We start from the raw sequence: 18,467 nt of genomic DNA, 5'->3' as shown, positions 1-18,467 counted from the left end.
CCTCAACTGCGCTGATGCGGGGGCAAGTTGGGCGAGACGGTGGGGAGCGGGCGAGCGTGCCGGACCTCCGCCGGATGTTACTCGCGTAGATGCGTGGGGGGTACCGCTTCCCGAATTCTGGGCCCTACGTACCGAATTGCCGAGGCCCGGGAGACCCGCCCTCCCCGGGTGGGTCTTCCGGGTTCTCGCCCTCGGCCGGGCTTCCGGTTTCTAGCCCTTCGACACCTTCCTGCCCCGGTCGGCCTCCTGTGCCCGCGCCGCGAGGACCGTGCTCAGCGGAGTGCCCGACAGCGTCCGGCCCAGCCGCCTGCGCAGCGTCGTCGTGGAGTCGAGGACGTAGTTCTGGCGGACCCGCCACGGGCTGCGGTCGCCCTGGCGCGGGAAGGCGTCGATGGAGCGCTGGATGTAGCCGGAGGAGAGGTCGAGCAGCGGGCGTTCGGCGAGCGGGCCGTCGGGCTTCGGCTCCACGGCCGCGTAGCCGTTCACGCGCATGTGGTTGAGCACCTTGCAGACGAGGCGCGAGGTGAGGTCGGCACGCAGCGTCCAGGAGGCGTTCGTATAGCCCACGCAGAGCGCGAAGTTGGGCACTCCGGTCATCATCGTGTGCTGCCACACGAACTGCTTGCTCGGCTCGACGGCCGTGCCGTCGACGTGCGGGGTGATCCCGCCGAAGGCGAGCAGCTGCAGACCGGTCGCGGTCACGATGACATCGGCCTCGACGACCCGCCCCGACTTGAGCCGGATGCCCTCGGGCACGAAGCGGTCGATGTGGTCGGTGACGATCTCCGCGTCACCGCGCCGCAGCGACCGGAACAGGTCGGCGTCCGGCACCGCGCACAGCCGCTGGTCCCACGGGTCGTAGGTGGGCGTCAGATGCTCCCTGACGACCTGGTCGTCCTTCAGTACGCGCCGGTTGAGGCCCGTGAGCACCTTGCGCGCGGACTTCGGCGCCCGCTGGCAGAACTGGTAGAAGCCGATCGCGAACAGGATGTTCTTGGTCCGCACCACCCGGTGGGCCGCGCCCTCGGGCAGCGCCCTGCGCACCACGTCGGCGACCTTGTCCCGGCTGGGCAGCGAACTGATCCAGGTGGGACTGCGCTGGAGCATGGTCACCTTCGCGGCGTCCTTGGCCATCGCGGGCACCAGGGTCACCGCGGTCGCGCCGGAGCCGATGATCACGACGCGCTTGCCGGCGTAGTCCAGGTCCTCGGGCCAGAACTGCGGGTGGACCACGGTGCCGGTGAAGTCCTCGGCGCCCTCGAACCGCGGCGAGTGCCCCTGGTCGTAGTCGTAGTAACCCGAGCACAGGTACAGGAAGTCGCAGGTGAGCGTGCGCAGTTGGGTCTCGCCGTCGGCGCCGGTCTCCTCCAGCGTGAGCGTCCAGCGGGCCGTCGCCGTGCTGAAGTCGGCGCCGGTGACCTTGGTCCCGTAGCGGATGTGCCGGTCGATGCCGAACTCGGCCGCGGTCTCCTTGATGTACTCCAGGATCGACGGGCCGTCGGCGAGCACCCGCGAGTCGCGCCACGGCTTGAACGGGTAGCCGAGGGTGAACATGTCCGAGTCGGAGCGGACGCCCGGGTAGCGGAACAGATCCCAGGTGCCGCCCATCGACTGCCGGGCCTCCAGGATCGTGTACGAGCGCTCCGGGCACTCGCTCTGGAGCCGGTACGCGGCGCCGACACCGGACAGACCGGCGCCCACGATCACGACATCGAGGTGCTCGGCGCCGGTGTGCGCGGTCTCACGGGACTCGGGGCCGGGGCTGCTGGGGTGTGCGGTACGCGTCATGGTTCTCAGTGTCCGGAAGCACAGCGTCGGGGAATTGACCCGGGGCGACAGTTATTTGACCCTGGGCGTCATGCAACCCTTCGGATCGCAGGCTTCCGGTTCGGTGATCAGGTCGGCGGGGGCCCGAGGATTTCGGGCCACCGTGGCCGAATTGGGCGGGGACGCCGAGGAGTATGCCAGGAGGGCGGATTTCCCCGTCGCCGCCCTGGACGCGGACGACCTGCTCGTCTCCGACGAGGCCCTGGCGCTGCTCCTGGAGATCGCCGCCGACGACCTCGACTGCCCCGACCTGGGACTACGCATCGCCACCCGCCAGGACCTCGGCATGCTCGGCCCACTCGCGCTCGCCATCCAGAACTCCGAGACCCTCGGCGACGCCCTCGACTGCACCACCCGCTACCTCTTCGTCCACGCCCCCTCGATGCGGATCGCCCTCGCCCCCGACCCGTACCGCACCCCCGGCGTCGCCGCCCTGCGCTTCGACGTACGGGAGGGCATGGAGGCCCCGCCGCAGGCCACCGACCTCACCCTCGGCTTCGTCCACCGCGCCGCACTCTTCCTGAGCGGCCCGTACGGCCTGCGCTCGGTCGAACTCCCGCACCCGCCACTGGCCCCCCTGGCCACCTACGAGGAGTTCTTCGGCGCCCCCGTACGCACCGACCGCCCCAAGGCCCTGCTGCGCGCCCCGCTCAGCCTCACCGAACGCCCCCTCACCAGCGGCGACGCCCAGCTGCGCCGCTTCGCGCTCGCCTTCCTCGCGGAGCAGACCGCGGGCGAGGAACGGGACGTGGCCACCGGCGTACGGGCGGTGGTACGGCAGTCGCTCGGCACCGCCCCGCTGGAGATCGGCGCCACCGCGCGACTGCTCGCCCTGCACCCCCGCACGCTCCAGCGCCGCCTGCGCGAGCAGGACACCACCTTCGCCCGGATCGTCGACGACGAACGCCGCCGCGCAGCCCGCCGCTACCTGCTCACCACCGACCTCCCCCTCGGCCGCGTCGCCGCCCTGCTCGGCCTCTCCGAACAGTCCGCCCTCACGCGGTGCTGTCGCCGGTGGTGGGGGGTGCCGCCGTTGGCCGTGCGGAGGGGCGGGGTGCCGGGGGAGTGAGGAGCGAGGTGCCGGGGGAGTAGCGTCCCGCGCGGCCGCGTCCGGGCGTCGTCGCCGCAGACCGGTCCCGGTCTCGACGCGAGGGCGGCCTACTCCCCGTCCCGCTCCCCGGCCTCGCTCGGGTCCCGGGCCTCGCTCAGGTTCCGGACCACGCTCTGCTCCAGCGCGGCCGCGTCCTCCGGGGCGAGCTCGATGTCGAAGACCTCGCGGAGGATCTTCCGGAGCTCGGCGGGCTCGATGGTGCGCTCGGTCTTCGTGCCGTCCGGCAGGGTCGTACTCCACACGGCGTTGTCGAGCTGCTCCGCACGGGCCGCGGTGAACCGCTGGGCGAACAGGCGCCGCGTGAACGGCGAGCGCGGGTGTGTGGCCACGAAGTGGTTGCCCACCACGTAGTCGATCGGATACTGCGGGTTGAGCGTGAAGGTGCTCCGGTCGATCCAGCCGTCCGGGCCGTACTGGTGCAGCCACCAGTCGCCGAGACCGGAGACGTCGGCCTTCTCGTCGCCGTGGCCGAGAGTGGCCACGGTGGCCGTGCTCTCGTTCCGTACGAGCCGGTAGCGCCAGCCGTCGAACTCCGCCTCGGTGCCGTCGCGCAGCTCAAGGGGTTCGAGGGGGCCGGAGCCGAATCCGACGTCGCACAGCCAGGTGCGCTCGTCGTCGGCGGTGCGGACGGCGAGCAGTGCGTGGGTGGCGGGCAGCACCTTGTCGGCGCCGAGGGTTATCCGTCCGTGCAGGGCGGTGAAGCGGTAGCCGAGCCGCTCCAGGACGGCGGCGAACAGCACGTTGTGCTCGTAGCAGTACCCGCCGCGCCCCTCCCGCAGAAACTTCTCCTGCACGGTCGCCAGATCGGTCCCGATCGGCTTGCCCAGTACGGCGTTGAAGTTCTCCCAGGGCAGCGCGGTGACATGCGCCCGGTGCAGGGCCCGCAGCACGCCGAGCGTCGGCGCCCGCTCCCCTTCGTAGCCGATGTGCCCGAAGTACGCCTCGGCGTCGAGCAGTTCGCCTTCCCAACGGGTCTTCTCGAAAACGCTCACGTGCTTCGTGCCTCGTTCTTTCCGTACGTGGTACGCGGTACTCGTTTCGTACTCCTGTCCGTTCCAACGATCACCGGCGGGCGGTGCTTCCCGGGCCGGGCAGTCCCTTCGACTTAGGTCGGGTGGAGGAGTACCGGGGGGCGGAGGGAGGAGGATGAGCGGCATGACCATGGTGAAGGACATCGATATCCGCGAGGTCGGCGGTATGCGGCACTGCGAGACGTCGGCGCTGGGCGTGCTGCTGCGGCACGAGGGGCTCGACCTGTCCGAGCCGATGCTGTTCGGGCTCGGCTCCGGACTGTCCTTCGTCTACTGGGACAGCAAGAGCATGGGGTTCCCGTTCCTGGGCGGCCGGGTGAAGCCGTTCGAGCTCACCAGGAACCTGGCCGCCACACTCGGCCTTCACCTCCTGGTCGAGGAGACCACCTCCGCGCGCAAGGCCTGGCGGAACGTGACGGGCCACCTGGACGCCGGACGGCCCGTCGGCCTCCAGCTCGACAGCTACCACCTGGACTACTTCGCCACCAAGGTCCACTTCGGCGGACACGTCGTCGCCATGTACGGCTACGACGAACAGAACGCCTACCTCGTGGACACCGACCAGCAGGGCGGAGCCGTGGCCTCCAGCCTCGCCGCCCTGGCCAGGGCACGGGCCGAACGCGGCCCCATGACGGCCAGGCACCGCTCCTTCACGCTCACGGTGCCGGACACTTCGCCGCCCCCGCAGGACCGGATCGTCCCCGCGATCAGGGCGTGCGCCGACACCTTCCTGAACCCGCCCATCGCGAACCTGGGCTACCGGGGCATCGAGAAGGCGGCCAAGCTGGTCCCCAAGTGGCTCCAACGCAGCGGAAATCCAGGCGAGGACCTGCCACGGACCGCCCTGCTCATGGAGCGAGCCGGTACCGGCGGCGCCCTGTTCCGCAACCTCTACCGGGACTTCCTCGCCGAGTGCGCCCAGTTGATCGACAGCGACCCGCTACGCACCGGCCATCGTCACTACGTCGAGGCGGCCACCCTCTGGACGAGGGTGGCCCAACTCATCGCGACAGCAGGCGAATCCGGCGATGTCCAGCACCTCACGGAGGCGGGCTCGCTCCTCCGTGAGCTGTCGCGCGTCGAACGGGAGGGGATGGAGGCGCTCAGGCTGGTCTGAGGATGGGGCTACGCCCCGAACGTCCCCTGCGCCGCCGCCGTCGTGAAGGCCGCGAAGGCGGTCGGGGTTACCAGGAAGGCGGGGCCTTCGGGGGTCTTGGAGTCGCGGATGGCTATGCGGCAGGGCTGGGGGGCTACCTCGATGCACTGGCCGCCTGTGTCACCGCTGTACGAGGACTTCTGCCAGGTGGCGTTGCCGAGGGGGGCGCACTCGACGCAGTCGCCGCCCGTGTCGCCGCTGTAACTCGACTTACGCCAGGTCGCGTTGCCGAGCGGTGCGCACTCGATGCATTCGCCCCCATTGGGGCCGCTGTAACTCGACTTACGCCACGTCGCGTTCGTGAGGTTGGGCACGGTCTCCATAAAGCTCCTCCATCAGGCGGCTGATCAGGGCTGCCGAGTCCTCCACGGAGAGGGCTGAGGCCTGAAGCTGAGCGTAGCGGAGGTAACCGTCCCTGACTGCGTCGGGATTGGCGGTCGCATGCCCCTGGACGAAGTCCTCGGTGTAGACGATGTCCGGGTCGTCTGCGAAGCGCAGAAGGTTGAACGAGCCCATTTGGCCGGGGTGTTGGCCGATAGAGAGCGGCAGTACCTGGATGTTCACGTCCTTCCGGTCCCTGAAGCTCAGGAGATGGGCGAGTTGGTTCCACATGACCTCGCGGCCGCCCGTCGGTTGCAGAAGTACCGACTCGCTCATGACGACCCACACCACGGGCGGATTCTCCCGGTCCAGCACGCGCTGGCGGTCCATTCGAGCAGCGACCTTCTCGTCAATACCGTCCGGGTTGAAAGAACCCAGCACAGCACGCGCGTACGCCTTGGTCTGGAGCAGTCCGTAGATCACCTGCGACTGATACGAGCAGATGTACGTCGCTTTGGCCTCCATCCCCGCGTACTTCTGGAACCAGGACGGGAGTTGGCTCCGCAGAACGAGCCCGACCAGGCGCCCGAGCGAGCCTCCCGTCTCCAGAACCGTGTCGACGCGGTTGGCGAAGTCGCGCGTAGGAACCTTGTGGGCGGTTTCGATCTGGCCCACAAGTGAGCCTGTGCAGAAGAGTTTTGCGCCGAGTTGGTGTTGGTTGAGCCCCGCGCGTTCGCGGTGGTAGCGGAGTTCGGCGCCGAAGTGGTCGAGGGGCGAGGCGTCGGGGTCGAGTGTCCGGATGTGGGGCATGGCGTCTCCAGTGGCCGTCACTGATCGCTTCCGTCAGTAGCTCAACGTAGCCAGCGGGGTGAGCTTTGGCTGGAGAATCACGACAACGGATGTGACCCCAGGGCCAGTTGCATCCGCACGCCGGGGGGCGTGCGCCCCCTGGTGCCCTTCTGCCCTCTGGGATTGAACCGTCTCAACCCCACGTATGAAGTCGCCGCGCAGCCGCAACCTCAGGTGTCCCGGGGCTGTCTCTGCTGACGACTCGACCGGTTCACATACCGGCATGAGTCACAGCAAAGAAGAAATTCGTGAACGTACCGCTCCAAGGTGGCGGATTCGCTCACCCGGAGCGCACGACAGAGGGGGATCAACCATGGCAATCCGTAGGCGTGTTGTGCCGCTGGCGCTCGCCGGTGTGCTGCTCGGCGGTGGGGCGGCGACCGCGGTGGCCGCGTCGTCCGGTGGCGGGGAAACCTCGACGTCCGCGACGTCCACCGCGGTTACGGCCGCCAAGTCGGACGTGAACACGAAGCTCAAGGCCGACTGTCTCGGCAACGGCAACAAGAAGTGGTACACCGCGACGCCGCGCAACGGCGACCGGCCCTCCTTCTGGCCGGGGCAGAACCGGTGGGCCTACACCACGGCCAACTGCGCCGACATCAACGTGAACGTCAGCGCGGGCACCGACGTCCGCGTCTGCTTCAAGGCCACCAAGAAGTGCAACAAGTGGAAGTACGCCCCGGCGGGGCGGTGGGTGGAGGCCGCCACCGGTGTGGCGGACGGTTCGGGCTTCTACGTCCAGTTCCGGGACGTGTACCAGAGCAAGGGCTGGATCGCCTACTGAGGCGCCGGAGCAAGTGAACGGGGCGGGGCGTCGAGCTGTGGGGGCTCGGCGCCCCGCCGCGCGGTCCCTCCCCCTTCCCGCTCGTGACCCCTTCCCGCCCGTGACACATCAACCTCTCTCCTGATACATTTCTGTCTCATCTGCGAGAGAGGTGATGCACATGCCCAAGTCCGACGACGCACTCCTGGACGCCGCCGCGCGCGTCCTGGCCGGCAACCGCAGTGCTGCCCTCGCGCAGATCGCCAAGGGCGCCGGGATCAGCCGCGCCACGCTGCATCGCCGGTACGCGAGCCGCGAGGAGCTGATGCGGGCCATCGGCGTACGTGCCATCGAGGCCGTCGACGCGCTCCTGGCCGCCGCCGAGCCGGGCGCGGCCGACCTCGCCGAGGGCCGCTTCGACGCCGCCGCCTTCGACGCCGCCCTGGACACCCTGATCGACGGCCTCGCCCCCGCCATCCACCTCTACGGTTTCGCGGCCCACGACCCCGGAGTCCTCGGGGACCCGGACCTGCGCGCCGCCACCGAGGCCCAGGACGAACGGGCCTTCCGCTTCCTCGCGCACGGCCAGCACCTCGGACGGCTGCGCTCCGACGTCCCGCCCTCCTGGCTCTGGTACAGCCTGTGGGGACTCCTCGAAGCCGCGTCCTACGGAGTCGACGACGGCCGCTTCGGCCACCGCGAGGTACGGCGCCTGATAGCGCTCACGTACCGCTCCGGAAACGGCACGGGGGAGGGCGCGGACGCCGGGCGGTTCCCCGTCTGAGTCCGCCCGAATTCCCTTGCTGATACGGGGAGTTGGGTGCTCGCAGGGCCTCGCAGGGCCTCGCAGAGTCTCGTACGGCCTCGTAGGACCTCCGTAAGGCCACGCGAACCGCGCGGGGAACGACCCTCCGCCCCGACTCCGTTCGGGCCCTCTCCCGCCGTCCGCGACCCGCCACACCCCGCCACACCCCGCCACACCCCCGTACCGGCCCTTCCGCCCCGCGACCCCCCGGCCCCCGCGCCTCCCAACCCCCTCCACCCGCAAGGACCCCCATGCCCACCGCCCCGGACACCGCCCCCGTCAAGGACCCCGTCCACACGCGACGTTGGGTGATCCTGGCGATCCTCTCGGGCAGTCTGTTGCTGATCGGGATGGACACCACGATCCTCAACATCGCCTTCCCGACCCTGGTGGAGGATCTGCGGCCGAACTCCGTCGAACAGCTCTGGATCATCGACGCGTACTCGCTCGCGATCGCCGGACTGCTCGTCACGGCGGGCGCGTTGGGCGACCGCTGGGGGCGCAAGCGGCTGCTCCTGGCCGGGTTCGCGGTGTTCGCGCTCGCCTCGCTGGGTGCGGTGTTCGCCCAGGCGCCCTGGCAGGTCATCGTCGCCCGTGGGCTGCTCGGTGTCGGCGGCGCCGCGATCATGCCCGCCACGCTGTCGATCCTGCGGGCGGTCTTCACCGACCCGAAGGAACGTGCCTTCGCCTACGCGGTGTGGACCGCCGTCATCGGTGGCGGCATGGCCCTCGGGCCGCTGGTCGGCGGCCTCCTGGTGGAGGACTTCGGCTGGCAGGCGGCGTTCCTGCTCAACGTGCCGGTGGCGGCCGCGGCCATCGTGCTCGGCGGCTGGCTGCTGCCGGAGTCCCGCTCGCCGCGCACCGGCCGCTGGGACTGGCCGGGCGTGGGCCAGTCGATCACCGGCATGCTGGCGCTCGCGGGCGGCATCAAGGAAATGGGCAAGCTCGGCCCCGCCGACCCGCTGCCCTGGGTACTGCTCGCCGTCGCCGCCGTCTTCCTGACCGTGTTCGTACGGCGCCAACTGCGCATCGAGCGGCCCCTGTTGGAGGTACGGCTGTTCACGCGGCGCGCGTTCACCGTCTCCGCGCTGTCGATCCTGCTCGCCATGACCGGACTCGGCGCCGTGCTGTTCCTGCTCACGCAGTGGTTCCAGTACGCGCAGGACCACTCACCGCTCCAGGCGGGCCTGCGCCTGCTGCCCGCCCCGCTCGCGCTGATCGTAAGTTCGGTGGTCACCCCGCGCCTGCTGCACACCGTCGCCGTACGCCATGTCATGGGCGGCGGCCTGGTGGTGACCGCGGCCGGACTCGCGCTGCCGTGGGCGGTGCAGAGCGTCGACCACGACCTCGGCTACCCGACGATGGCGTTCTGCCTGGCGCTGCTCGGCTTCGGCGCCGGGGTCGCGACCACCGCCGCCTCGGTGACCTTGATGGCCGTGACACCTGTAGAGGACGTCGGCGGCGCCGCCGCGATCGACGAGACCTGCTACGAACTTGGCGCCGCCTTGGGCGTGGCCTCGCTCGGCTCCCTCGCCGCCGCCCTCTACCGGCACCATCTCCCGTCCGGCGCACCGGAGTCGACGCACGACTCCATCGGCGAGGCCGCCCACGCCGCCGACCAACTCGGCGGCGCGGCAGGATCGACCCTGCTGGACGAGGCCGCGCACGCCTTCACCCTCGGCATGACCCCGGCCTTCGGCCTCGGCGCCCTCCTCTCCCTCGCCGCGGCCGTGATGTCCTGGTACTGGGTCCCCCGCGACGTACGGCCGACGGACGAGAACCACTGAGGACTGAACCGAGGGGACGGACGAGAACCACTGAGGACGGAGGGGACGGACGAGAACCGCTGAGGGACGGCTGAGACACGGCTGTTGGGACGGCTGAGGGACGGGCCAGGGAACGACTCACGGGTGCGTCTTGGTGAGGGTGCAGACGTCGTCCGCGCACCGGCGCTCCAGACGGCCACGGGAAACTGTCTCCGCCAGGCCGACCAGCCAGCAGGTGGGGCAGCCGCGGAAGGCGATCAGGGCCAACGGGACCGCCAGCAGGGCGGCGAGACCGACGACGGGCACCAGGGCGATCGAGCCCGCGATCAGCCCGAAGCCGATGGCCCCGCGCGCCAGATGGCGCGGGACCGACTTGCTGGCGAATCTCGCCCCGGGCGACGGCACGGGCTGCACTTGGGCCTGTGCCTTCGCCCCCTGCGCGGTGTTCACGGTCACGAGTCTCCTCCGAGGGGCTGCTCGACGGGCTTCTCGACGGGTTGACGGACGGGTTGACGGACGGGTTGACGGACGACTTGGTCGACAGGTTGATCAACAGGTTGATGGACGGGTTGATCGACGGTTTGATCGGTCGCTGTCAGCGAGTGGCGCAGTGCCGCACGTGCTCTGTGCAGCCGCGACTTCATCGCGGCGCTGCTCAAACCGAGCGCACGGGCCACGGTCTTGCCGGGCAGGCCCTGTACGTCCCGCATGATCAGGACCTGTCGCTGGTCAGGGGGAAGAGCACAGAGCGCGGCAGTGATCCGCTCCACCTCCAGCCGGTGCAGCACCGCGTCCTCGGCGGACGGTTCCACGGCCGCCTCCGGTTCGGCTGCCGCGTCGTCGCGCCGCGAGACGAGGAGTCGTACCTGCCGCAGGCATTCGTTGCGCACGATCCGGAACATCCATGAGGCAAGCGCGCCGGTGGCCCGCAGGGTGCCGATCTTCCGGTAGAGGATGATCAGTGCCTCCTGCGCCGCGTCCTCCGCGTCCTGCGGCGAGGCGCACAACGACCTGGCGAACCTGCGTACATGAGGCTGTGACGCGAGGACGACGGTGGTGAGTGAGGCGGTGTCGCCGTCCTGAGCGGCCTTGATCAACTGCTCGTCCGGCCAGGGGAAGCGTGGGTTCATTCGCTCCTCATCCTCAGATTCCTCAACAGGCGCTCCGTGCACGGGCAGGCGGGCCGACGGGCGGGCGCCGGTCAGCCCCGGCTCCGGCTCCGGTAGCGCCGCGTCAGGTGCCACGCGCACACGCACACGAGCAGGGCTCCGATCACTACGAGGCTGGTGACCATCATCCGTGTTTCCTCCTGGTTCGGTCGGCCCGTTCGGCCGGTACGCAGACAAGAGGCGCGGAGGCCCGAAAAGGATTCACCCCGCTCCAACCGGAGCTGGTCGCCTACGAGTCGGGCCGACCGCCGGCCGCCCAAGGACAGTCGCCCAAGGACAGTCGCCCAACGACAGCCGCTCAACGACAGCTGCTGAAGGACAGCCGCTCAACGACGGTCACCCAGCCCACCGCCTGCATCCGGCTTACCTCTGGGACGGAGAAGTGAGAAAGAGTGAGAAAAAAATCGACCGATGACTGAACCCGCGGCCGATTTTTCTCGTCAGACAGATGCGGGACGATTACATGCCGGATTCAACTGAACGGCGCTGTAACGCAGTTGATGGGAAAGCGCGATTGACCGGCGGTAAAACCGCTGACTAGCGTGACGCGCAGACGGCGCGATCCGCCTTCGCGCGTCCACTTCGCCGTTGTGCCCAATTCCCTTCCTTGTCAGGAAGGAATAAAGCCACCGCGCGCAGACCCTCTTTCCCAAAAGGAAGCACCCCCCATGAGACTCTTCTCCGCCCGATCCGGTTCCGGCCGCGTGTTCGCCCGTGGTGCCGCCGCCACGGCCGCCGCCGGTGCCGCCTTCGCCCTGATCGCGACCGCCGCCCCCGCGGGCGCGGTCGCCGGCGAGCCGAAGCCCGCCGCGCCGGGCAGCCCCGCGCAGAGCGTCGGCAAGCCGATCATCGGTGGTGGCGACGTCGCCAACGACACGTACCCCTTCATGGCCGCGCTCGCCTCCAGGGGCCAGGGAAGCCTCAAGGACCGCCAGTTCTGCGGCGGCAGCCTGATCGACCGGCAGACGATCCTGACCGCCGCGCACTGCGTCATCGGCGAGAACGGCAAGCCCGTCGACTCGAAGAAGATGCAGATCGCGGTGGGCCGCACCGTCCTGTCGGACAGCGACCAGGGCCAGATCCGCAACGTCATGCCCAAGCAGGGCAAGGGCGACCCGGGCGGCATCCTGATCCACCCGCGCTACGTGAAGGACTCCGCGTACGACTTCGCCCTCGTCGTCCTCGAGAAGCCGGTCAAGGGCATCGCCCCCATCAAGCTGCCCACCCCGGGCACCGACGCCCTGATACGTCCCGGCGCCAAGGCCACCGTCACGGGCTGGGGCAACACCGACGTCGACATGGAGCAGTTCCCCGACCGGATGCGTCAGGTCAACGTGCCGATCGTGTCGCACGACGAGTGCAAGCTGAGCTACCCCGAGTACAACCGCAAGGTGAACGTCTGCGCCGGTATCGAGGGCAAGGACTCCTGCCAGGGCGACAGCGGCGGCCCGCTGTTCCGCACCGCGGGCCGCGGCATCCGCTACCAGATCGGCGTCGTCTCCTACGGCGACGGCTGCGGCGGCCAGGGCGCCCCGGGCGTCTACACCTCCACCAGCTCGAAGAAGCTCTTCGACACCCTCTACGAGACGCCGTCCGGGAAGAAGATGAAGAAGATCCTCGGCGGCCTGTCGCACTGATCGTCCAGCTGGTTATTGCCGATCGGGTCGATCCAGTCGATCTTCCAGTAGATCCGGTCGAGCGGCATCGGTCCCATCGAGCGGCACTGACGCGCTCAAGCCTGGTGTGACCTTGAAATCCGGCTGACCTTCGGGCGCATCGATCCTCGATCCTCGATCCTCAATTCGGCCCCGCACGCAATTACTTGGCGTGCGGGGCCGTTCCCGTTCCTGTTCCCGTTCCCGGTCCTGTTTCCTTTCCTGTACTTGCTCGTTTCTGCTTGCTGCTCCTGATGTCCGAACACCTTCGAGCCCCGCATTCCCTGTTTCGGGAACCGTCGGCGCACTCTTCGTCCCGCCCCCGGCTCCACTTCCAGCCAGGCTCCCGTGATCAGGCATGCGCCACCCCGGCGCCCAATTCCGGCCAGCTGGAAGGGAATCGGCCGCTGCTTCGACTACGGTGCGGAGCGGCCCGGATACTCCGGAGCGGGTACGGATGGCCAAACAGATGTCGAACAGATGCCGAGCGATGCCGGATACGGGACACGGGGGCGGTGTGCGGGACGAGGCCCGGCTGCTGAGCGAGGACGACCTCGCACTCATCCACGCCCTGCAACTACGGCCCCGGGCACCCTGGAACGTCCTGGGCGAAGTGCTCGGCGCCGACCCGGTCACCGTGGCCAGGCGATGGGCGCGGCTGCGTGAGCGGGGCGAGGCGTGGGTGCAGCCCGCGGCGGGGCGGCGGCTCCTCGAACAGATCTGTCTGGGCTTCGTGACCATCGACTGCGCACCGGGCCGGGCCGCCGAGGTCGCCCGTACGCTCGCCGGGCACCCGCACATGGTCACCCTCGAACGCTGCGCGGACGGCCCCGACATCCTGGCCACGGTGGCGACCGCCGACCTCCCCGCGATGTCCCGCTACGCCCTTGACCGCCTGCCCGCGCTGCCGCGAGTGAGGGACGTCCGCGCCAGGATCGTCACCCGCCTGTACGCGCAGGGCGGCCAGTGGCGCCTGTCCTCCCTCGATCCGTCCCAGCGTGCCCAACTCCTCGGCAGTGTCCCGGAGTTGGAGCAGGCCGACCCCGGCCCGGCCGCCATCGCGGAGGCCGACAGGTCGCTGCTCGTCCCCCTGCTGCGGGACGGGCGCGCCTCGTACCAGATGCTCGCCCGTGAGACGAACACCAGCGCCTCGACCGTAAAGCGCCGCATGGACCAGCTCATCCGGCGCCGACTGCTCACCTTCCGCTGCGACTTCGCGCGCCCGCTCGCCGGATACGCCGTCGCCGTGACGCTGTGGGCCAAGGTCCCGGCCGCCGAACTGGACGACGTGGGGCAGGCGTTGGTCAAGCGCAAGGAGATCCGTACCTGCGCGGCGGTCAGCGGCCGGTGCAACCTGGTCGTGGAGGCGAGCCTGCACTCACTGCGCGACGTACCCCGCTTTGAATCCCAACTCGCCCTGGCGCACCCGGCCTTGGAACTCACCGAACGCGCGGTCGTCCTGCGCCACGAAAAACTCCACGCCCACCACCTCGACCCGTACGGCAGAAGCGTCGGCTCCGTACCGCTGGACATCTGGGCGGAGCCGGGGGTGTGAAGGGCGGCGGTAGGGAGCCGGGCGATGGTCGGGTGGCGGACGCCAACGGGTGAGCGGCCCGGATACCGAACAGCGGCCCGAGCCGGTTGACCGGGAGTCAACCCCTTGTGGTTCTTCTCGCAGACGCCGCCCAACTGCCCCACGTACCGCCGGACTTCGGAACACTGCTGCGTCGACGTCCAGGGGCGTGGGCGCCGTAGCCGAGCGGAGGGGGAAGGACCATGGCCGATCACGACCTTGCGGGCTTTGAGCGGAGCGGGTTCTCCCACGGGGGCCGTACGCACGAGGTTCTGCGGCGCGGGAGCGGTCCTGCCGTGATCGTGATCGCCGAGATCCCCGGCATCACGCCGAAGGTCCTCGAGTTCGCCGAGCGGGTGGCGGACATCGGCTGCACCGCCGTACTGCCGGTGCTGTTCGGAAAGCCGGGTTACGACCCGCACCCGTCCGCGCACGGCGCGCTCAAGTCCGGGCTCTACACCGCCTCCACGGTGCTGCGGGTGTGTGTGAGCCGGGAGTTCACGCTGTTCGCGACCGGGCGCAGCTCCCCGGTGGTGACCTGGCTGCGGGCGCTCGCGGCGGACGAGCACGAGCGGTGCGGCGGCCCCGGCGTCGGCGCCGTGGGCATGTGCCTGACCGGCGGCTTCGCGCTGGCCATGGCCACCGACGAACGTCTGCTCGCGCCCGTGCTCTCCCAGCCCTCGCTGCCGGTGCCCGGGCTCGGCAGCCGCTCCCGCGCCATCGACATCTCCCCGGCCGAACTCGCCGTGGTCAAGGACCGCTGCGCGAACGGCGGCCTGAACGTCCTCGGACTCCGCTTCCGCGGCGACCGCCTCGCACCCGGCAACCGCTTCGACTTCCTGCGCCGCGAACTCGGCGAGGCCTTCATCGCCGTCGAACTCGACGACAGCACGGCCAACCCCGACGCCGTACTCCCGCCGCACGCGGTACTGACCGAACACCTCATCGACGAGCCGGGCCAGCCGACTCGCGCCGCGCTGGACCAGGTGCTGGATTTGTTCCGGTCCCGGCTGCTGGAGGGCGAGGGCGAGGGCGAGGGCGAGGGTGAGGGTGATGGCGGGGGCGATGGCGAAGGCGGGGATGGGGAGAGCGGCAAGTAGGGAGGCGGCGCGGGGGACGAGGCCCGGCCCTTAGGTTCCGTCCCCGCCTCCGTCCCCGCCTCCGTCCCCGCCTCCGGCTCCGCCGACCGCCCGATCCGTCGTGAGCCCGGCAGCGATCGTCGCGATGCTGCGGTCGATCACGGCGTCCCGTTCGGCGGGGCCGAGTGCGGACATCGGGCCGTCCAGGATCAGCATGGACAGACCGTGGGTGAGTGACCAGGCGGTGATCTCGGCGCCGGGCCGGTTGGCCGCGGGCATCCGGCCGGTGCGGACCAGGGCGTCGAGTGTCTCGCTGAGCATGGCGAAGGCCCGGTACTCCGGTTCCGGCCCTGCCCGGTCGACGCCGGTCCAGCCGCTTTCGTCGCCGGTGAGCCGGGGGCTGCAGAAGGCGGCGCGGTACAGGCCGGGCTGGGCGAGGGCGAAGTCCACGTAACCGCGTCCGACCGCGATGAGGCGCTGCTCGGCGGCCTCGCCCGGGTCGGCGGGTGCGGGCGCCGCGGCGATGGCGCGCCGCATGGACTCGGCCAGACTGAGCTGCCCGCGCACCTTCACCTCGTGCAGCAGTTCCTGCTGACCCGCGAAGTGCCGGTACGCGGCGGTCGGGGAGACACCGACGCGGCGCGCGGCCTCCCGCAGTACGACCTGCTCGGGCCCGCCCTCGGAGGCGAGGGTCACGGCGGCGGCGATGAGCGCGTTGCGCAGGTCGCCGTGGTGGTAGCGGGTCTTGGCAGCGCCCGCCCCGGCATCCGACGCCGATCCCGATGCAGATCCCCGTCCAGATCCCGAACCCGATCCCTTGGTAGTGGCCATGCCTCCATCCTGCCTCATGTTGACGTCGTTAACTTCTCCTGCCACGATGGCGAGAAGAAGAGTTAACGCCGTAAACATAGGTAGTGCGGCATGGCCACCGGTGACCCCTCACCGGTGCTCCGCCGCGGCAGAAAACGAAAGAGGAACGGCCCATGCTCACCGCAATCGCCGCGCTGACCGTTCGCCGGGCGCGACTGGTCCTGGCCCTCGCCGCGGCCCTGGTGGCCGTCATGGCGGTGGTCGGAACCGGCGCCTTCGGCAAGCTGCTCGGCGGAGGTTTCGACGACCCCGACTCCCCCTCGACCCGGGCCGAGCGCCTGATCGAGGACCGCTTCGGCGGCGAGCGCGACCTCGTCTTCCTGGTCTCGCCGCAGGAATCCGGGGTGTCCCTGACGTCACCGGCCGTGGCCGAACGCGGCCAGGCCATCGCCGACGGCCTGCGCCACGACCCGACCGTGACCGACGTCGTCTCCTACTGGGACGCCAAGAGCCCCGGCCTCGCCTCCCGCGACGCCGACTCGGCGCTGATCGCCGCGCACATCAAGGGCGACGACGAGCAACGCGGCGACCGCGCAAAGGAGTTGGCCGACACATACGCGGGCGACGAGGACGGCGTGGAGGTACTGGCCGGCGGTCAGGCCGCCGCGGGCAACGACATCACCGACCAGGTCGGCAAGGACCTCGCCCTCGCCGAACTCATCGCGGTCCCGCTCACCCTGCTCCTCCTCGTGCTCGCCTTCGGCAGCGTCGTCGCGGCACTACTGCCGCTCGCGGTCGGCCTGATCGCGGTCCTCGGCACCTTCGCCGAACTCTCCGTACTCGGCTCCCTCACCGACGTCTCCGTCTTCTCGATCAACCTCACCACCGCACTGGGACTCGGCCTCGGCATCGACTACGCCCTGCTCCTGGTCAGCCGCTTCCGCGAACAACTCGCCGCCGGGGACGAGGTACCCGACGCTGTCGTCCACACCGTCCGCACCGCGGGCCGCACCATCGTCTTCTCGGCGGCGACCGTCGCGGCCGCGCTCTCCGCACTGCTCGTCTTCCCGATGTACTTCCTGCGCTCCTTCGCGTATGCGGGAATCGGCGTGGTCGTCGTCGCCGTACTGGCCGCCCTCTTCGTGGTCCCGCCGCTGCTCGCCCTGCTCGGCCACCGCGTCAACAAGGGCAAACTGCCCTGGGCCCACACCGTGCGCGGCGCCGACGGGCCGCTCTGGGGCCGTATCGCCGGAGCCGTCATGCGCAGGCCCGCACTCACCGCGCTGCCCGTCCTCGCGGTACTCCTCTTCGTGGCCAGCCCCCTCCTCGGCGCAAGCTTCGGCACCCCCGACGAACGCGTACTCCCCGAGTCCGCCTCCAGCCGCAAGGTCGCCGAAGCCGTACAGCAGGACTTCCCCGGCGACGACACCGGCTCCGTCCAGATCGTCACCGACCACTCCGCGGGCCGCGCCGAACTCACCTCGTACGCAACGGAGTTGTCCCGCCTGCCCGGAGTCGAACGGGTCGACGCCTCACCCGGCACCTACCAGCGCGGCACCGCCACGCCGCCCGGCCCGCAGAACGCCGCCCTGTCCCGCCCCGGCGCCGACCGCCTGGTCGTCCTGACCTCGACCGAACCCATGTCGGACGCCGCCCAGAACCTGATCAAGGACATCCGCGCCGTCCCCGCACCACAGGGCACCGAGCCCCTGGTCGGCGGCGACGACGCCCGCCTGGTCGACAGCAAGGACTCGATCGCCGACCGCCTGCCCCTGGCCCTCGGCCTGATCACCATCACGACCTTCGTCCTGCTCTACCTCTTCACCGGCAGCGTCATCCAGCCACTGCGGGCACTCCTGCTGAACGCCGTCAGCCTGACCGCCTCGGTAGGCGCCATGGTCTGGATCTTCCAGGACGGCCACCTGTCCTCCTGGCTCGGCTTCACCCCCATGCCCCTGGACACCTCCATGACGGTCCTCCTCTTCTGCGTCGCCTTCGGCCTCTCCATGGACTACGAGGTCTTCGTGACGAGCCGCATGAAGGAACTCCACGACGCGGGCGAGGACGCAAGGACGACGGTCACGGCGGGCCTGACCCGCACCGGCCGCATGGTCACCATGGCCGCCGGCCTCCTCGCCGTCAGCTTCTTCGCCTTCGGAACGAGCGAGGTGACCTTCCTCCAGATGTTCGGCCTCGGGACGGGGCTGGCCATCGTGATCGATGCGGTGGCGGTACGGGCGATTCTGGTTCCGGCGGCTATGCGGGTGTTGGGGCGGGGGGCCTGGTACGCGCCCGGGGTGCTGCGGAGGCTGCATGAGCGGGTGGGGGTCAGTGAGTCGGTGGGGGAGGAGGTTGGCGCTGAGGGGCGGAGGGTGAGTCGGGTGTGAGGGGGAGGGGGGCGGTTCGCCGGGTGAATTGACGGGGGTGGTGGGTGGTGGTGGTACGGCTTTGCGGTGGGTGGGGGGTGGGGGGTCGTACTGCTGGGGGAGTTGGGGGTGGGGGGGTGTGGAGCCCCGCATGTGCGGGGACCACGACTCCGTGCATCCCGAGGA

General features: G+C 70.1%; 15 protein-coding genes and 1 pseudogene. 9 read left to right on the top strand and 7 right to left on the bottom strand.

The annotated features are described in order from the left end of the window. Positions 1-210: 210 nt before the first annotated feature. On the bottom strand, positions 211-1,788 hold the full coding sequence (locus tag HUT18_RS15865; RefSeq protein ID WP_176101301.1) for an NAD(P)/FAD-dependent oxidoreductase: 1,578 nt from the start codon (positions 1,786-1,788) through the stop codon (positions 211-213). A gap of 142 nt (positions 1,789-1,930) precedes the next feature. Here HUT18_RS15865 and HUT18_RS15860 point away from each other — a divergent pair, with 142 nt between their 5' ends. Further along, complete coding sequence (locus HUT18_RS15860; RefSeq protein WP_254878630.1) at positions 1,931-2,896, top strand: AraC family transcriptional regulator; 966 nt, start codon at positions 1,931-1,933, stop codon at positions 2,894-2,896. Positions 2,897-2,985: 89 nt separating this feature from the next. Here HUT18_RS15860 and HUT18_RS15855 read toward each other — a convergent pair whose 3' ends face one another. Then, positions 2,986-3,930 (bottom strand): arylamine N-acetyltransferase, encoded by a 945-nt coding sequence (locus HUT18_RS15855; protein WP_254878629.1) that lies wholly within the window; start codon positions 3,928-3,930, stop codon positions 2,986-2,988. Between the two features lie 163 nt (positions 3,931-4,093). Between HUT18_RS15855 and HUT18_RS15850 the strand changes: the two genes are divergently transcribed. After that, positions 4,094-5,086: a BtrH N-terminal domain-containing protein gene (locus HUT18_RS15850; protein WP_176101299.1), complete on the top strand. Its 993-nt coding sequence runs from the start codon at positions 4,094-4,096 to the stop codon at positions 5,084-5,086. Positions 5,087-5,094: 8 nt separating this feature from the next. On the opposite strand, the gene HUT18_RS15845 is transcribed toward HUT18_RS15850, so the two are convergent. Continuing rightward, positions 5,095-5,448: a DUF397 domain-containing protein gene (locus HUT18_RS15845; RefSeq protein ID WP_176101298.1), complete on the bottom strand. Its 354-nt coding sequence runs from the start codon at positions 5,446-5,448 to the stop codon at positions 5,095-5,097. Beyond that, on the bottom strand, positions 5,408-6,256 hold the full coding sequence (locus HUT18_RS15840; RefSeq protein ID WP_176104568.1) for a helix-turn-helix transcriptional regulator: 849 nt from the start codon (positions 6,254-6,256) through the stop codon (positions 5,408-5,410). Before HUT18_RS15840 ends, HUT18_RS15845 begins: the two co-directional genes overlap by 41 nt. 352 nt (positions 6,257-6,608) lie before the next feature. On the opposite strand from HUT18_RS15840, the gene HUT18_RS15835 reads away from it, so the two are divergent. The 3 genes from HUT18_RS15835 (at position 6,609) to HUT18_RS15825 (ending at position 9,650) form a co-directional block, all read left to right on the top strand. Further along, complete coding sequence (locus tag HUT18_RS15835; protein ID WP_176101297.1) at positions 6,609-7,079, top strand: hypothetical protein; 471 nt, start codon at positions 6,609-6,611, stop codon at positions 7,077-7,079. Between the two features lie 160 nt (positions 7,080-7,239). Continuing rightward, positions 7,240-7,842: a TetR/AcrR family transcriptional regulator gene (locus HUT18_RS15830; protein WP_176101296.1), complete on the top strand. Its 603-nt coding sequence runs from the start codon at positions 7,240-7,242 to the stop codon at positions 7,840-7,842. A gap of 272 nt (positions 7,843-8,114) precedes the next feature. Next, a complete protein-coding gene (locus tag HUT18_RS15825; protein WP_176101295.1) occupies positions 8,115-9,650 on the top strand; it encodes an MFS transporter in 1,536 nt (511 codons plus the stop codon). Between the two features lie 117 nt (positions 9,651-9,767). On the opposite strand, the gene HUT18_RS15820 is transcribed toward HUT18_RS15825, so the two are convergent. After that, positions 9,768-10,043 (bottom strand): hypothetical protein, encoded by a 276-nt coding sequence (locus HUT18_RS15820; protein ID WP_254879019.1) that lies wholly within the window; start codon positions 10,041-10,043, stop codon positions 9,768-9,770. A gap of 182 nt (positions 10,044-10,225) precedes the next feature. Continuing rightward, positions 10,226-10,759, bottom strand: a pseudogene (locus HUT18_RS15815) (RNA polymerase sigma factor); the annotation flags it as partial. Between the two features lie 707 nt (positions 10,760-11,466). Between HUT18_RS15815 and HUT18_RS15810 the strand changes: the two are divergent. From HUT18_RS15810 to HUT18_RS15800, 3 genes are all read left to right on the top strand, one after another. Beyond that, the gene (locus HUT18_RS15810) at positions 11,467-12,435 is read left to right on the top strand and encodes a trypsin-like serine protease (protein WP_176101293.1); all 969 of its coding nucleotides are present in this window, start codon (positions 11,467-11,469) and stop codon (positions 12,433-12,435) included. A gap of 508 nt (positions 12,436-12,943) precedes the next feature. Continuing rightward, positions 12,944-14,008: an Lrp/AsnC family transcriptional regulator gene (locus HUT18_RS15805; protein ID WP_176101292.1), complete on the top strand. Its 1,065-nt coding sequence runs from the start codon at positions 12,944-12,946 to the stop codon at positions 14,006-14,008. 221 nt (positions 14,009-14,229) lie between these two features. Next, a complete protein-coding gene (locus HUT18_RS15800) occupies positions 14,230-15,126 on the top strand; it encodes a dienelactone hydrolase family protein (protein WP_176101291.1) in 897 nt (298 codons plus the stop codon). Positions 15,127-15,156: 30 nt separating this feature from the next. Here HUT18_RS15800 and HUT18_RS15795 read toward each other — a convergent pair whose 3' ends face one another. Beyond that, positions 15,157-15,936 (bottom strand): TetR/AcrR family transcriptional regulator, encoded by a 780-nt coding sequence (locus tag HUT18_RS15795; protein ID WP_176101290.1) that lies wholly within the window; start codon positions 15,934-15,936, stop codon positions 15,157-15,159. A 152-nt stretch (positions 15,937-16,088) separates the two neighbouring features. On the opposite strand from HUT18_RS15795, the gene HUT18_RS15790 reads away from it, so the two are divergent. Then, a complete protein-coding gene (locus HUT18_RS15790) occupies positions 16,089-18,302 on the top strand; it encodes an MMPL family transporter (RefSeq protein ID WP_176101289.1) in 2,214 nt (737 codons plus the stop codon). The last annotated feature ends 165 nt before the right edge of the window (positions 18,303-18,467 follow it).

Source organism: Streptomyces sp. NA04227 (assembly GCF_013364195.1).
Lineage (GTDB): Bacteria > Actinomycetota > Actinomycetes > Streptomycetales > Streptomycetaceae > Streptomyces.
The sequence above is the reverse complement of the archived record's forward strand: the minus strand, read 5'-3'. Positions and strand labels throughout refer to the sequence as shown.